Annotated in this window: 14 protein-coding genes and 1 pseudogene; 13 read left to right on the top strand and 2 right to left on the bottom strand. The window is 62.3% G+C overall.

The features are described from left to right. Positions 1-476, top strand: a pseudogene (locus tag RR842_RS03310) (hypothetical protein); the annotation flags it as partial. 164 nt (positions 477-640) lie between these two features. After that, positions 641-1303 (top strand): flavin reductase, encoded by a 663-nt coding sequence (locus tag RR842_RS03305; RefSeq protein ID WP_332511818.1) that lies wholly within the window; start codon positions 641-643, stop codon positions 1301-1303. Positions 1304-1316: 13 nt separating this feature from the next. Here the strand turns inward: RR842_RS03305 and RR842_RS03300 are convergent, their stop codons facing one another. Next, positions 1317-2225 carry a methyltransferase domain-containing protein gene (locus RR842_RS03300; protein ID WP_332511819.1) on the bottom strand — a complete coding sequence of 303 codons (909 nt, stop codon included), beginning with the start codon at positions 2223-2225 and terminating at the stop codon, positions 1317-1319. Positions 2226-2337: 112 nt separating this feature from the next. On the opposite strand from RR842_RS03300, the gene thyX reads away from it, so the two are divergent. The 8 genes from thyX (at position 2338) to RR842_RS03260 (ending at position 9984) form a co-directional block, all read left to right on the top strand. Then, on the top strand, positions 2338-3018 hold the full coding sequence (gene thyX, locus RR842_RS03295) for an FAD-dependent thymidylate synthase (RefSeq protein WP_332511821.1): 681 nt from the start codon (positions 2338-2340) through the stop codon (positions 3016-3018). 44 nt (positions 3019-3062) lie between these two features. Beyond that, positions 3063-4493 (top strand): DUF1385 domain-containing protein, encoded by a 1431-nt coding sequence (locus RR842_RS03290; RefSeq protein WP_332728974.1) that lies wholly within the window; start codon positions 3063-3065, stop codon positions 4491-4493. Beyond that, a complete protein-coding gene (locus tag RR842_RS03285) occupies positions 4414-5190 on the top strand; it encodes an ABC transporter ATP-binding protein (RefSeq protein WP_332728971.1) in 777 nt (258 codons plus the stop codon). Before RR842_RS03290 ends, RR842_RS03285 begins: the two co-directional genes overlap by 80 nt. 11 nt (positions 5191-5201) lie before the next feature. Further along, complete coding sequence (locus RR842_RS03280; protein ID WP_332511824.1) at positions 5202-6362, top strand: ABC transporter permease; 1161 nt, start codon at positions 5202-5204, stop codon at positions 6360-6362. A gap of 215 nt (positions 6363-6577) precedes the next feature. Next, entirely contained in the window at positions 6578-7309 is a 732-nt protein-coding gene (locus RR842_RS03275) for an amino acid ABC transporter ATP-binding protein (RefSeq protein ID WP_332511825.1), read from the top strand. 9 nt (positions 7310-7318) lie between these two features. After that, a complete protein-coding gene (locus tag RR842_RS03270) occupies positions 7319-8092 on the top strand; it encodes a transporter substrate-binding domain-containing protein (protein ID WP_332553976.1) in 774 nt (257 codons plus the stop codon). After that, entirely contained in the window at positions 8085-9329 is a 1245-nt protein-coding gene (locus tag RR842_RS03265; protein ID WP_332728970.1) for an amino acid ABC transporter permease, read from the top strand. The genes RR842_RS03270 and RR842_RS03265 overlap by 8 nt, the downstream gene beginning before the upstream one ends. A gap of 1 nt (position 9330) precedes the next feature. After that, a complete protein-coding gene (locus tag RR842_RS03260) occupies positions 9331-9984 on the top strand; it encodes an amino acid ABC transporter permease (protein WP_332728969.1) in 654 nt (217 codons plus the stop codon). Between the two features lie 146 nt (positions 9985-10130). Here RR842_RS03260 and RR842_RS03255 read toward each other — a convergent pair whose 3' ends face one another. Further along, positions 10131-10598, bottom strand: coding sequence for a hypothetical protein (locus RR842_RS03255; RefSeq protein WP_332511831.1), 468 nt, complete (start codon positions 10596-10598; stop codon positions 10131-10133). Between the two features lie 416 nt (positions 10599-11014). Here RR842_RS03255 and RR842_RS03250 point away from each other — a divergent pair, with 416 nt between their 5' ends. From RR842_RS03250 to RR842_RS03240, 3 genes are all read left to right on the top strand, one after another. Further along, positions 11015-13585 carry a DNA topoisomerase I gene (locus RR842_RS03250; RefSeq protein WP_332728968.1) on the top strand — a complete coding sequence of 857 codons (2571 nt, stop codon included), beginning with the start codon at positions 11015-11017 and terminating at the stop codon, positions 13583-13585. Between the two features lie 175 nt (positions 13586-13760). Further along, the gene (gene mdh / locus RR842_RS03245; RefSeq protein WP_332511835.1) at positions 13761-14684 is read left to right on the top strand and encodes a malate dehydrogenase; all 924 of its coding nucleotides are present in this window, start codon (positions 13761-13763) and stop codon (positions 14682-14684) included. Between the two features lie 191 nt (positions 14685-14875). Further along, positions 14876-15667 (top strand): nitroreductase family protein, encoded by a 792-nt coding sequence (locus RR842_RS03240; RefSeq protein ID WP_332728966.1) that lies wholly within the window; start codon positions 14876-14878, stop codon positions 15665-15667. Positions 15668-15695 lie beyond the last annotated feature (28 nt).

Here is a 15695-nt window from a genome sequence, read left to right as displayed (position 1 = left end):
GTGCCGTCATGGAGTCTGCAATGGACTTCTCAGCAGATTGCGCCACAAAACTTGCGGCGGAATGCGCAACAAAACTTGCTGCAGATTGCGCAACGAAGCCTACTGCGGGATCAATCGTCGATTTTTCACCTGCGTCATCGGGCTCGCCCGAGGTTCCGAATGCTCTAGGCGCGCGGGAAGAGGGTGCGGCTGAAAACGGCGTTCGCCCTGCCTTGCTTGTGGTGGACGAGTTGGGGCGGTTGGAGTTAGAGCACGGCCGTGGGTTGACGTCGGCCTTGGACTTGATTGGCCGTGGGGCGACGGCGCGTTTTCCGCATGCGCTCGTTGTCGTGCGCGCATGGTTGCGAGACGGCGTCGAGGAGCGTTTTGCTGACGCGTGGGGAGGGACCTTCGCCATCGAGCCGGGCGATGCGGCCCGCGATGCCGTTCGCGCTGCATTCAGCCTTGCTCCTTTTATCGATAAAAAGTATCATTAGTGGGCATCAGAGAAGAAATGCGGCAGTAAGCAGGGAGGTTGAGCGCTCGGACGAGAGGCGCGACGGCTTGCGATCTTGCCCGCATATCTTGCATGCAGAAAAAGAAACGACGAGGTTTTCGGGAAAGCCGGACGCGGCGGCGTCGCGGCGGAGAGGCGCCACCTATGATCGACCAGACTGCGTTCTTCAGCTTGAGCTACGGACTCTACGTTATCGCATCGAAGGACGGCCAACGGCGTGCCGGATGCATTGCCAATACGTTCCAGCAGGTTACTTCGTCGCCTTTGCAGGTAAGCGTCGCCCTGAACAAAGACAACGCCACGACCGGTGTCATTCGCGCTTCAGGTCATTTCACTGCTACCTGTTTGTCCCAAGAAGCCCCGATGGAGCTTATCGGCACGTTCGGTTTTCATAGTAGCGCCGACCGCGACAAGTTCGCCGCCTGTCCAACCGCCGTCGATGCGGCAGGATATCCCTATGTGCCCGAGCCGGCGTGCTCTCGCTTCTCGGTGCGCGTGGTGCAAGAGGTCGACCTGGGCTCGCATGTCCTGTTCGTGGGCGAGGTAGAGGAAGCCGAGAAGCTGGATGCGGGCGAGCCGATGACTTACGCTTATTACCATCTGGTCAAGGGCGGCAAAACCCCGCCGAAGGCCTCCAGCTTCCTGCCCGGTCTTGTTGCCGAGCCTGCAGCGAATGCGCCTCAGCCGAAGTACGCCTGGCGCTGCACCGTATGTGGCCACCTGGAGTACGTCGACGAGCTGCCCGACGACTTCGTGTGTCCGGTCTGCGGTGTTGGTAAGGATATGTTCGAGCGGGTCGAGGCATAGCCTCTGTGCCTGTCTACTTGTCCCAAGAAACGAACGCCCAGGTGACGGAGCGGGGCACGCGCAGGCGCAGGCGCTTGGCGGCCCTGCCTTTGGCATCCACCTCGCCGGCGCGTTCGTTTTGGACGAGGTTCTCGCCCAGCCAGTCGCGTAAGCGCTCGAGGGCTGCGCGGCGCAGGCTCTCTGCCACGAAGGCGCCCGTCGCATCCTGCACCATGCGCGCGAGCTCCTGGTACGCCTCGTCTGCTGTGTCAAAAGAATCGGAGCGCGTGCTCTCGATGTAGGACACCTCGGGCATGAGCCCCTCGTTCGCCAGGATGTTGAAGGCGTAGAGGTAGTCGCGGCCCAGCACGCTTTGCAGGCCGATGGCGGCGAGCACCCGCTCGTCGGTGCGCGGGGACGAGCCGGTGGCCAGTGTTACGCACACGCGGCGGCGCGCCACGTCGGTCAGGCGCAGCAGCGAATCCTTCATGTCGGCGGTGGCGATGGAGCGCGAGGCTACGCACACGTCCACCATGCCGGGTCGCACGCCGTGCGACGCCCAATCGTCTTCCCAGCTCATCTGCTTGGGGAATACGGTGGTGATGCTGCGGTGCTCCAGCTGTTCCTCCATGACGCCCAGCATGCCGGCGGAAAAGTCGGCGGCCACCACCTTGTGCCCCGCCTGCCCGAGCGGCAGGGATAGCGCACCGGTGCCGCAACCCATGTCGAACACCGTCTCACCGGGCTCGATACGTGCGAGTTCGAGGAACTTCCGTACGTAGGCGTTCGGCGCGTCTGAGATGCCGAACGTCTTGGAGCGTTCGTCCCAATGCGCTGCGTCATCTGCTTGGCGGCGGGCTTTCTGCAGCTGCTTCCACTCTTCGTTCCAGTCGTGGGTGGACAGCAGGGGGACGAACGATTCGGGCATGTTGTTTTCGGGCATGGGAGAGCCTTTCGCTTACCGGGCCAGTGGCATCGGGTACTATACTAGCGAAAGAGAGCACGTCTGTGCGCAGATAACGCCAATTTATTTCGAAACGAGGAGCATACGCCCCATGCAAGTCGAACTCCTGTACCACACGCCCGATCCTGAGCGCGCCATCGCTACGGCTGCGCGTCTGTGCTATGCGCCCGTGGGTGCCGCCGAGCTCATGGAAACCATGCCCGACGAACGCGTGGAAAGCGTGCTCGCCACCATCATGGGCAGCGGGCACCACTCCACGCTCGAGCACGCCAGCTACACGTTCGCGGTGGACGGCGTCTCGCGTGCTCTCACGCACCAGTTGGTGCGCCACCGCATCGCCAGCTTCAACCAGCAGAGCCAGCGTTACGTGAAATTCTCCGACGAGCTGCCGGTGGTGAAGCCGGAGAGCGTTGTATCCGACCCGCAGGCAAGCGCCCTGTTCGACGAGGCTGTCGCGAAGGCGCAGGAGGCATATCGCGCACTGCTCGATGCCGGCGTGCCGGCCGAGGACGCCCGCTACCTGCTGCCCAATGCCGTGGAGTCGAAGATCGTCATCACCATGAACGTGCGCGAGCTGCTGCACTTCTTCGAGCTGCGTTGCTGCAACCGTGCGCAGTGGGAGATCCGCGATATGGCGCATCGCATGTTGGAACTGGCATTGCCCACGGCGCCGTACCTCTTCATGGATGCGGGTGCGCCGTGCGTGCACGGCACCTGCCCTGAGGGCAAGATGTGCTGCGGTAATCCGTATCCGCGTGTGACGAGGGGATAGCGATGGAAAGCAACGGTGCAACCTCCGTCGCGCAAGGGCAGTCGATGTCCGATGGCGCCCAGCTCGAAGCTGTGGAGGAAGCCAGGCGGAAAAGCGACCTTTCCCGCGCATTCGCGGAGGATGGTGCGCGCAAGACCCATGTGGGCGGCCAGGCGCTGCTCGAGGGCGTCATGATGCGCGGCAGGTACAACTGGGCGGTGGCCGTGCGCGAGCCGAGCGGCAACGTGTACCTCGAAGAACACGACCTGGCTTCGGGTCGCAAGAAGAACGGCTGGATGAGCTGGCCTTTGGTGCGCGGTTGCCGCGCCCTCGTCGAATCGCTCATGCTGGGCTACAAGGCTTTGGAAATAGCCGCGCTCCATGCGTTCGCGGATGAAGAGGAAGATCCGACCCGGGAGTCCGTGGAGGAAGTCGACGACGCCCCGGCGCTCGAACAATCCTCGCAGAGCTGCGGCACTCGCTTGATGGGCGATGTCGACTCCCTCCGCTCGTCGTCGGGAGAGAGCGATCTTGGCCCCGAAGTGACGGCTGGTTCTTCTGCGCAGGATAAGGCGTTCTCGTGGAAGGACGACTTCGGACGGCCTGACACGATGATCGACGCCCTCGGTGCGCAAACGACGCTCGAGGTGGTCGAGGCTCCTGCGGAAGGCTCTGCCGAAAAGGCGGCAGCCGAATCGGGCCGGGCAGCTTCCCTCGACAAGGAAGCCTCTTCCGACAAGGAAGCCTCTTTCGGCAAGAAGGAGATGGCCGTGTCCATGGTCATCGGCCTCGTGCTGGGCGTAGTGCTGTTCATCGGTGCTCCGGCTTTGCTTACGAACCTGATCGTGGGCGAGTACGACTCCAACACCATGCTCTGGAACATCGTCGACGGGCTTCTTCGCGTGCTCGTGTTCGTGTTCTACCTGTGGCTCATCGGCCGCATGAGCGACATCAAGCGCATGTTTGGCTACCACGGCGCCGAGCACAAGACCATCCACTGCTACGAGCACGGCCTGCCGCTCACACCCGAGAACGCGCGCAGCTTTCCGCGTCTGCACGTGCGCTGCGGCACGGCGTTCCTTATCATGGTCATGGTCATCGCCATTTTCGTGTACACGGTCACGCCTATCAACGCGCTCATCGCGGCCTGGGGCGTGCCGGACGGCGCACCGAAGCTGGCGCTGGTCATCGTGTCGCGCATCGTGCTCATGCCCGTCATTGCTGGCATATCCTACGAGATCACGGTGCGCTGGGCGGGAAGCCATCCGGACAACCCGCTGGTGAAAGTGATCCTGTGGCCCGGCATGCAGATGCAGTACCTCACCACCAACGAACCCGACGACGGCCAGATCGAATGCGCCATTGCGGCCATGCAGCGCGTGCTTGAGCGCGAAGAAGTCGAGAAGGGCAGGGCCGATGGAGACGACCATCGAGGCGCGGGGCTTGAAGAAGATCTTCAAGCTATCCGCGAAGCAACGCAAGCTAGAACGCACTGATACACGTACGAAGACCGCTGTGAACGGGCTGTCGTTCACGGTGCAGGCGGGCGAGATATACGGGCTGTTGGGCCCCAACGGTGCCGGCAAAACCACGACGCTGCGCATGTTGGCGGCGCTGGTGAAGCCCGACGAGGGAGACGCGTTCATCGAGGGCGCCTCGATCGTGTCCGACCCCATGAAGGTGCGCGCGACCGTTGGGTTTCTCACCAGCGAGCTGCGCCTCGAGGAGACGTTCTCGCCCGACTACCTGTTCGACTTCTTCTCCGAGCTGCGCCACGTGGAGCCAGCTGCGCGCGACGTGCGCAAGCGCGCGCTGTTCGAGCGCTTCGGCATCGACCGTTTCGCGCAGACGAAGGTGGCCGACCTGTCCACCGGCATGAAGCAGAAGGCATCGCTGGCGGTATCGCTGGTGCACGATCCGGACGTCATCATCTTCGACGAGCCTACGAACGGCCTGGACGTCATCACGGCCAAGACCGTGACCGACTTTTTGATGGAATTGAAGGGGCAGGGGAAGACCATCTTGCTGTCCACCCATATTTTCAGCCTGGTAGAGAAGGTGTGCGATCGGGCGGGGGTCATCATCGGTGGGCGCATGGCTGCCGAGGGAACCATTTCCGAGCTGTCAGGCGAGCGCTCGCTTGAGGATGCGTTCTTCGACTTGTACGCGCAGACGGTGGGCGAGGCCTCATGAAAAGCAATGTCATGACCATAGCCAGGAAGGAGCTGGCGCGCTTCTTCAGCAACAAGGCGTCGGCGGCGGTAGCCATCCTTTTGCCCGGCCTGCTCATTTTCGGCATGTGGTCGTTCATGGGAGACGCGATGAGCGGCATGATGGCTCCCGATAAAGACAAGCGACCGGTTGTCGCCGCGGTGAACGGGCCGGCTAGCATCGAAGCCCTCGCGGCATCGGGCGGCGTGGACATCAAGGACGAGGCGGGCCTTCCGAGTGCCGACGATATGCGCAAGCGCATCGAGCAGGGAGACGTGAAGGCGTTTGCCGTGTTCCCTGAGGGATTCGACGGGGAGATTGCCGTCTACGACCCCGCGACGGGCGATCCTGCACCCCAGATCGAGATCTACTACAATTCCGCCGATCCCGATTCGCGCCAGGCTTATCTGACGCTTGCCGCATTGCTGGATTCTTTCGAGTCGTCGCTGTCGAACCGCTTCGACGTGAATGCGGGACAGGGTGCCTTCGACGTGGCTGACGAGCGCGATGCAGCCGGGTCGTTCGTGGTGACCATCGTGCCGCTCATGCTGCTGATCTTCCTGTTCACGAGCTGCATGTCCATTGCGGCGGAGTCGGTGGCCGGCGAGAAGGAGCGGGGCACCATGGCGACTATGCTGGCCACGCCCATACGTCGCCGCGACATCGCGTTGGGAAAGATCCTGGCCGTTACGCTTATTGGCTTGCTGAGCGCGGCATCGAGCACGGTCGGCATCTTTGCGGGGCTGGGCAACCTCACGAAGGGCGAAGTGAACGTGAACGTGTACGGCATGCAAGAGTACTTGCTGCTGGCCTTGGTGGTTGCCTCGACGGCGCTGGTCATCGTCATGCTTATCACGATCGTGTCGGCACTTGCGAAGTCCACCAAAGAGGCAACGACGTATCTCACCCCGCTCATGATCGTGGTCATGCTCGTGGGCATCTTGGGCATGTTTGGCAGCGGGGCTCAAAGTGACTTCTGGTACTACCTGATTCCCCTGTACAACAGTGTGCAATGCATGATCGGCATCTTCACGTTCGATTTCCAGCCGCTGAACGTGGCGGTGTGCGCGGTGGCGAACCTCGTGTACACGGGTGCGGGCATCATGGTGCTTCAGCGGATGTTTGACAGCGAGCGGCTTATGTTCGCACGCTGATTCCGCTTTTGCGAGGGCAGCTCCAACCCCATCGCTGTGGGAGGTTCTTATGCTTGCTTCTGCTCTTGGGGTCCAAACGTCACGCTCCTGTAATCCCTTCGTACCTGCGGTATCGTAGATGCCGGTGATATACTGACGCGACGCATATCCTCATCTATCTCCGACGGTTGCGGCGCAAAGCCGCCGGTCTTTCAAGTGGGAACGGAGGCCCCAGCGTGGCAAACGCAATCACGGTCCAGAATATCTACAAGAACTTCGGTACGGTCGAGGCGCTCAAAGGCGTGTCGGTCGATGTGGCCGAGGGCGAGAAGGTTGTCGTCATCGGACCATCCGGCTCGGGCAAGAGCGTGCTCATCCGTTGCATCAACGGACTCGAAGTGCCCGATACGGGCACGATTATCGTGGACGGTATGGACCTGTCCGACCGCAAGGTGAACGCCCGTGCGCTCGCCCGCGACGTGGCCATGGTGTTCCAGAGCTACAATCTCTACCCGCACAAGACGGTGCTGGAAAACGTCACGCTCGCGCCCATCAAGGTGCTGAAGATCCCGCGCGAGGATGCCGAGCGCACCGGTCGCGCCTACTTGGAGCGCGTGGGCCTGGTGGACAAGATCAGCAAGTACCCCGACCAGCTCTCCGGCGGCCAGCAGCAGCGTGTGGCCATCGCCCGTGCGCTGAACATGCACCCCAAGATCATGCTGCTCGACGAGCCCACCAGCGCGCTCGATCCCGAGATGGTGCAGGAAGTGCTCGACGTTATCAAGTCGCTCGCGGAGACCAATATGACCATCGTCATGGTCACGCACGAGATGGGCTTGGCCCGCGAAGCTGCCGACAAGGTTGTGTTCATGGAGAGCGGCCAGGTGATCGCTCAGGGCACGCCCCATTTCATCTTCGACGAATCGGGCAACGAGCGCATCAAGAGCTTCCTGTCGAAGATCCTGTAGGCGGTGCATATGCTGACAAGACGACATTTCATGAAGGTCGCGGCGATAGCCGCCGGCACGGCTGCCTTGGGCGGCGCGCTGTTTGGCTGCACGTCGGGCGACGTTTTGCGGGTTGGTACGAAGATCGACGTGCCGAACTTCGGCTTCCAGAACCCGGAATCGGGCAACATTGAGGGCTTCGAGGTAGATATTGCCCGTCAACTGGCCAAGCGCTTGAAGGGCAGTCCTGACGCACTGCAGGTCACGGGCGTGAACGTGACCACGCGCGGCATCATGCTGGACAACGGCACGCTCGACGCGACGTTGGCTACGTTCACCATCACCGAGGCACGCAAGAAGAGCTACAACTTCTCGCAACCCTACTTCACCGACCACATCGGCGTGCTGGTGAAGAAGAGCTCGGGTATTACCGAGCTGGCCGACCTGAACGGCAAGACCGTCGGCGTGGCGTCGAGCGCCACGACGCGCGATAAGCTGGGCGCTGCGGGCGACGAGATAGGCATCACGATGAACTTTGCGGAGTACGCCACGTACCCCGAGATCAAGATCGCACTGGTCACCGGACGCGTCGACGCGTTCTCGGTGGACCGCTCCATTCTGCTGGGTTATCTGGACGATTCGACGATGCTGTTGAACGCGCAGTTCGCCCCTCAGGAGTACGGCATTGCCACGAAGAAGACGAATGCCGAGCTGACGGCGCAGATCGATACTGCGCTGCAGGACATGATGGACGATGGCACGCTCGAGTCGCTCAAGAAGGATTGGGGGCTCACCGATGCTTGATGCTTTTGCCCCGTACAAGTGGGAGGCCCTGTTTGCGCGGTGGCCCGACCTGCTTTCTGCGTTCGGCCACACGGTGGCCATCTCGTTTTTCGCCCTATTGCTCGCGCTCGTGCTGGGTGTGATCTTTGGCGTGCTGTCGGTGTCGCGCTTTGCGTTGGCGCGCGGCATTACCCGCGTGTACGTCGAGGTGGTGCAAAACGTGCCGCTGCTGTTGCAGGCGTTCGTGTTCTATGCGCTGCTGCCACTGATCGGCATTTCGCTCGAGACGTTCTATATCGGCATTTTCGCTATCGGCATCTACCATGGCGGCTACATTTCCGAGGTCGTGCGCAGCGGTATCGGCTCCATCCACCGTGGCCAGTTCGAGGCGGCGAAGAGCCAGGGCTTCAACTACTGGCAGATGATGTTCGTGATCATACTGCCCCAGGCCATGCGCATCATCCTGCCGCCCTTGGCCGTGCAGGCTGCCAACCTGGTGAAGAACACGTCCATCTTGGCGTTCTTCGTGGGTGCGGAAATCATGTACTTCTCGAACTCGTTCGCAGGCTCTACCAGCTACTACGGGCCGGTGTACGTGGTTGCGGCCGTGCTGTATTTTATCATCTGCTTCCCGCTGTCGCGCCTGGCGTTGTACCTCGAGCACCGCACGCGCAGCCACAAGCATGTGGCCACGGGTGATGCGACCGAGCAGCTGGTCGAGGATTCCACCGAGGCCACGCCGGGTTCTCACGACATCACGGGTCACGCGGCGGCCGATGCGCTTTCCGCGGGCGTGCAGACCATGCAGGATACCATCAACATAGCACCCGCTCCGGCAGCTCCTTCGCCACGGCATCCGCTGCACACGCTCTACGACCCTGAGAATCCTGAGCTGACCGTCAGCTCGCATCCCATCACCGGACGTCGTGCGGCCGAGATCGCCGATGCCATCGGCAAGGAACTGCAGCAGCAGATCGAGGACGAGTGCGCATCCGACGAGGAGTGCATGCGCCGCAAGACCCATACCAAGGCAGGCCGTACGGGTGCAAAGCGCCGTCTGGCCGAGCGCATGGCACGCCAAGATGCGGAACTTGCCGCGGAAGCGTTCTCCGACAACGAGTTCGTGTCCGACCATATCACCTCGACGGGCGAGGGTGTCGACGACGCAGACGGCTCCGGCGCGACCGAAGGTGTGCTGGACGATCTGCCGGGGCGCGACGTTGAGGCACGCGACCATACGCACGGAAAGGAGGCGTGACATGGCTGATCTTTTCACGTGGGTCAACATGCAGTTCTTGCTGCAGGGCCTGGGGATGACGCTGGCTATTTCTGCTGTGGCCATCCTCTGCTCCGTGGTGCTCGGCACGTTCATCTCGGTGCTGCGCACGTCGGGCAACCGGGTACTTTCCGCCCTTGCGACCGTCTACATCGAGATATTCAAGAATACGCCGCTTTTGCTGTGGATCATGTTCACGTTCTTCGTGGCGCAGTTGCCGCCTTTGGGTGCGGCGGTGCTGGCGTTTACGCTATTCACCAGTGCCAGCGTGGCGGAGATCGTGCGCGGCGGCCTTGCCAGCGTGGCGTTCGGGCAGTACGAGGCCGCCAAGAGCCAAGGCTTCTCGACCATGCAGGCCTATCTGCTGATCATTCTGCCGCAGGCGTTGCGCAATATGATCCCTGCGCTGCTGAGCCAGTTCGTGACCACCATCAAAGACACGAGCTTCCTCTGGGGCGCCATGGCGGTCCAGGAGCTCATGGGCCGGGGTATGATCCTTATGAACAGCTACAACTCTACCGAGCAGATATTCACGATCTTCGGCTTGATGGCGTTGTTCTACTTCATCGTGTGCTTCACGCTATCGCAGATCGTGCGCGCCTACCAGCGGCGTACGAAGGAGGCGCGCACCAGCTAGGGCGCTTCGTCGTGTGGATGGGCGATTGACGGGCGAGGGGAGGGGCAGGTGCTCCCCTCGCCCGTCTGCATGCTAAGCGCTCTTGCCGAGAGCAGGGCATGACCCTTACGTTCGTCGGGTACGTGTGCGAGCTGCAGCGGCTGCGCTTACTGCGCTAGCGTAAGGTACGGCAGGTAGGTCTGAGCGCTTTCGGGAACGGAGAGTGTGACGTTTTGCCCATATGCCTCGAGGGTTAGGTAGGTAGGATCCTTGTAGGTGACGATGGTCCCGTCGATGCCGAAGCTGCTGGCATCGATGCTGCCGGCCTTCGCGGCACTGTCGGGTAGGGCGACGGCTTGCCAGCTGTCGATGTCCAGCTGGGCGATGGCTTCGTCCACCTGTTCGGCGGTGAGGCCGGTTGCGGCGGCGATAGCGCCGGCATGCTGGTCGATGGCGCTCTTGACTTGGCCCTTGACGTCGACGGCGTCCATGGCCGCGTTCGTCGCAGCTGCTTTGACGTTCTTCGCTGCGTCGCTTACCGGGTTGCCCGAGGTATTGGCGAGAGCGACGATTCCTACAGCGCCGATAACGACGACGGCTAGCAGGCTGAGCAGGATAGCGAGGAGCTTCTTCATGGGGCCTCTTCTTCCGGGCGAGGTTTTTCGGGCAATGCCGCCGCTAATGTGTTTCGTTGGCGATGCACTGGGCGGTTGGTCGGGCGGTTCGGCGGCTTCCCTAAAAGTAGGTTACCCGATAAACGTCCCGTCCACGAAACGTCCTTGCCTTCTCCAACGGGTGCAGACGAAATCACCATCCGATTTCCGGAAGTATCTCGCTGGCCCGCGTTGCAGACAATTTCTGCCGCTTTTGCGAAAAATCGTGTATGCTAACGTCTGCTGCGCCTTGCGGCGACGGTGGGGCTTGCGCTTTTCTTGAGCCTGCATCCGCGCTTGAGGTGCACTATCCCCGCACACGTTAATAAATTGAAGTGGGGCAACCGTGTGAACGACAAGGCCGCAGGAGGCGGCCCCGAAGATGAGGAGGGAACCGCGTGAAACTGGTAGTTACCGAGAAGAACGACGCGGCTCAGAAAATCGCCGATTTGCTCGGCGTGACGAAACCTAAGGCGGACAAGGTGTATTCCACGCCGGTGTACCGCTTCGATGTGGACGGCGAGGAATGGGTCACCATCGGCCTGCGCGGCCATATCCTCGAACCCGACTTCGCCCCCACCATGGTGTACAAGAAGCGCGGCGGCTGGCAAGGCGTCACCGAGGAGGGCGTGGCCCTTCCCGCCGACCTGCCCCCGACGCTTCCCAAGCCCCCGTTCAAAAAGAAGAAGCCCTTCACCGAGGATGGCGTGGAATTGAAGTCGTGGAAGATGGACGCGCTGCCGTACCTGGTGTATGCGCCTATCGAGAAGCTGCCCAAGGAGAAGGAGATCATCCGCTCCTTGAAGAACCTGGCCAAAAAGGCCGATTCCATTATCATCGCCACCGACTTCGACCGCGAGGGCGAGCTTATCGGGTCGGATGCGCTGTCGTGCATCCAGGAGATGAACGCAACGGCCCCCGTATCGCGTGCCCGCTATTCGGCGTTCACGAAGGAGGAGATCACCCACGCGTTCTCAAACCTGGTGGAGCTGGACACGAATTTGGCCTCGGCCGGTGCCTCGCGCCAGGATATCGACTTGATCTGGGGTGCGGTACTCACTCGCTACCTGACGCTGGTGAAATTCGCCGGATACGGCAACGTGCGCAGTTCCGGCCGCGTGCAGACGCCGACCTTGGCCCTGATCGTGGCACGCGAGCGCGAGCGTTTGGCGTTCGTGCCCGAGGACTACTGGGTCATCCGCGGCGCATTTGGCGAGGACCCGGATGCCTTCGAGGCCCCGCATGCCACGGCTCGCTTCAAGAGCGAAGCTGCGGCATACGCGGTTATGGCGCATGTCGAGGGCGCGACCGTCTCGACGGTTGCCTCCATCGAGAAGAAGAAGCGCACGGTGGCCCCGCCGGCTCCGTTCAACACCACGTCGCTTATGGCGGCGGCGTCGAACGAGGGCATCAGCCCGGCGCGCACCATGCGCATCGCAGAGAGCCTGTACATGGACGGCTACATCTCCTATCCGCGCGTCGACAACACGGTGTACCCCGCCTCGCTCGACCTTGCCGAGACCGTGCGCGCTATTGCGGGCAATCCCGCCTATGCGCCGTATTGTAGGGAGTTACTGGCTAAGGACAAGCTCACGGCCACGCGCGGCAAGAAAGAGACGACGGACCACCCGCCGATCTATCCTACGGCCAAAGCCACGCCCGACGATCTGGCTCCCGCCGACTACAAGTTGTACAACCTCATCGCACGCCGCTTCTTGGCAACGCTTTCCGATGCAGCGGTCGTCGAGGGCACCAAGGTGAACCTGGAGGTGGGCGGCGAGCCCTTCGCCGCTAAGGGCGATGTGCTGGTCGTGCAGGGTTTTCGCGCCATCTATCCCTACGGCCTGAAGAAAGACGAGCAGCTGCCCCTTCTCGCAGAGGGCCAGCAGATCGCGTTCGGGGGCGCCACCTGCACGCAGAAGCAGACCGAGCCGCCGGCGCGCTACAGCCAAGGCAAACTCATCCAGGAGATGGAGAAGCTGGGTTTGGGTACGAAATCCACCCGCCATTCCATCATCGAGCGCCTGTATGCGGTGAAGTACGTCCAGAACGAGCCTATCGAGCCCAGCCAGCTGGGCATGGCGGTGTGCGACGCGCTGGATAAGTTTGCCCCGCATATCACGCACCCCGAGATGACGGCCGAGCTGGAAGCGGAGATGGACAATATCGCCGAAGGCCAGAAGACCAAGGCCGACGTGGTGAACACCAGCCGCAACCTCCTGTCCGAGCAGTTGGCGAGCCTGCTCCCCCATTCCGAGGAAGTGAAGGACGCGCTTGCCGATGCCGTAGCCGCCGATGCCTACGTGGGGCCGTGCCCCAAGTGCGGCAAGGACTTGCAGCTGCGCGCTTCGCAGAAGACGCGTTCCATGTTCATCGGCTGCTCCGGTTGGCCCGACTGCGATGTGACCTACCCGCTGCCGAAAGGCAAGGTGGAGTCAATCCCTGAGCCGTGTCCGACCTGTGGCATGCCGCAGGTGAAAGTGACGGCGTTCCGATCTAAGCCGATGGCCCACTGCATCGACCCGCATTGCGCCACGAACAAGGAACCCGATCTGGTGGTGGGGGAATGCCCCACGTGCAAAGCCAACGGCAAGACGGCCAAGCTCATCGCGCAGAAGAACCCGCGCACGTTGAAGCGCTTCATCCGCTGCGAGAACTACGAGGAATGCGACACCGGCTATCCGCTGCCCCAGTACGGTCCGCTCACGGCTACCGACGAGGTGTGCGAGCACTGCGGCGCGCCGATGGTCATCGTGACCACCGCGCGCGGGCCGTGGAAGCTCTGCCCGAACTTCGACTGCTCCGGCAAAGAGCAGGACGAGGAGAAGAAGGGCGCCAAGGGCGCGGCAGGCGCGAAGGCAGGCGCGAAGCCCGCTGCCAAGAAGCCGGCTGCCAAGAAGCCGGCAGCAAAAAAGCCGGCGGCGAAGAAAGCACCCGCCAAGCGCAAGGCTCCGGCGGAGAGCGCGTAAGCGACGCCATAACGATGCTCTCTGGTTGAACGGCGCGGCTTTTCGGCTGCGCCGAGCGCGTCCTTCGTTTGCCGTGGCGCGTCGTTTTGCTGAAAATCGCAATCCTTCGCCGTGCGCAAGAGGCGCTTGGCGCTACAATGCGGAGCATTGCATATGATCCCGAAGGAGTAAACCTATGCCTAAAGTTACCATCGTCGGAGCCGGCAACGTCGGAGCCACCGCAGCCCACGTCATCGCGTCCAAGAACCTGGCTGACGTCGTGCTCATCGATGTCGCGGAGGGCCTGCCGCAGGGTAAAGCGCTCGATATGATGCACATGCGCAGTGTGGAGGGCTTCACCGTGTCGGTGACCGGCACGAACGACTACGCCGACACGCGCGATTCCGATATCGTCGTTATCACGGCAGGCATTGCCCGCAAGCCCGGCATGACACGCGAGGATTTGCTGGGCGTGAACGCCGGCATCATGAAGTCGGTCATCGGGGCTGCCCTAGAGGCCTCCCCGAATGCGGTGTTCATCTGCGTGACGAACCCGCTCGACGTTATGACCACGCTGGCGTACCGCGAGTCGGGTCTGCCTACGGCGCGCCTCATGGGTATGGGCGGCGTGCTGGACTCCTCGCGCCTGTCGTTTGCCGTATGCGAGCAACTGGGCTGCGCGCCGTCCAGCGTCACGGCTTGGGCCGTGGGCGCGCATGGCGAGGGCATGGTGTGCTGGCCGCGCTTCACCACGGTCGACGGCACGCCGGTCACCGAGCTTCTGGATGAAGCTGCCGTGGCGCACGTCGTGCAGCGCTGCGTCAAGGGCGGCGCCGAAGTGGTGGCGCACTTGAAGACCGGCAGTGCCTATTACGCACCCGGTGCCTCCATTGCCAAGATGGTTGAGGCTATCCTAGGCGATACGCACGAGGTCATGAGCGTGTGCGCGCATATCGATGGCCAATACGGCATCGACGACCTGTATATGAACGTGCCGGTGCGCCTGGGCCGTGGCGGGGTGGAGGAGATCGTCGAGTTCGATCTGAACGACGAGGAGCTTGCAGCCCTGCAGGCTAGTGCCGAGAGCGTCCGTGCCGGATTGGCTGCGCTGTCCGCGTAGACCGCAAGGTACCGCCGGATCGATCGTGCTGCCTGCGTAGACCGCAAGGTACCGCCGGATCGGTCGTGCTGCCTGCGTAGACCGCTCGGCTCCGCTTCGGCGCTTGCGGTGATCAAGCATGGTTTCGAGCAAAGGACGCAGCCGCATAAGCGTGCCGCTTTTGCCATGACCCTCCCTGAAGGAAGGCTGCTATGCTCATTGAGATTGATGGTAGGCGCTGTATCGGCTGCGGCCGCTGCGTGGATGACTGCGTAGGGGCGAACCTGCGTATCGAGGACGGAATGGCCCAGGTAAAAGGGCGCTGCATCCTGTGCGGGCATTGCGTTGCGGTGTGCCCGACCGAGGCGGTGTCCATTCCGAGCTACGATATGGGCGAGGTGGAGCCTGCCGCGCCCCTGGGTGCGATCGATGTCTCCACGATGCTGCGTGTGATCAAGTCGCGGCGTAGCGTGCGCGATTATCGCGCACAGGCCGTCGAGCGCGAGAAACTTGACATGATCCTGCAGGCGGGTCGTTACACGGCTACGGCGAAGAATGCCCAAGCGTGTCGCTTCGTCGTGGTACAGGGCGGGCTTGCCGAATTGAAGAACCTGGTGTGGGACGGCATCGATGGCCTTTTGGACCTGCCAGCTGCAGAGAAGCCACGTTGGGCGAAGGTGTACAAGCCCTTCAGTAGAAACCGCCTTGCCGAGCCGCCGGTGGACTTTCTGTTCCGCAACGCGCCCGCCGTGGTGTTCGTTGCCGCCGAGCGGGCCGACGATGCAGGATTGGCCGCGCAGAACATGGAGCTGGTGGCGGCATCGCTGGGGCTTGGCATGCTTTATGACGGCTACCTGTGCCGCGCAGCCGACGAGCTGCCTGCTGTTAAGGCATTTTTGGAGGCGGAAGAGAAACCTTTGCAGGTATGCATGCTGCTGGGGTATCCGGCGCTATCCTATCCGCGCACCGCACCGCGCCTGCCGGGCGACTTCGTGGTGAAGTAGCAAGATCGGCGCAGATCGCGCGGCGGTT

The sequence above is a fragment of the Gordonibacter sp. genome (assembly GCF_036667095.1).
Taxonomy (GTDB): Bacteria; Actinomycetota; Coriobacteriia; order Coriobacteriales; family Eggerthellaceae; genus Gordonibacter.
This window is presented reverse-complemented; position numbering and strand designations above follow the sequence as displayed.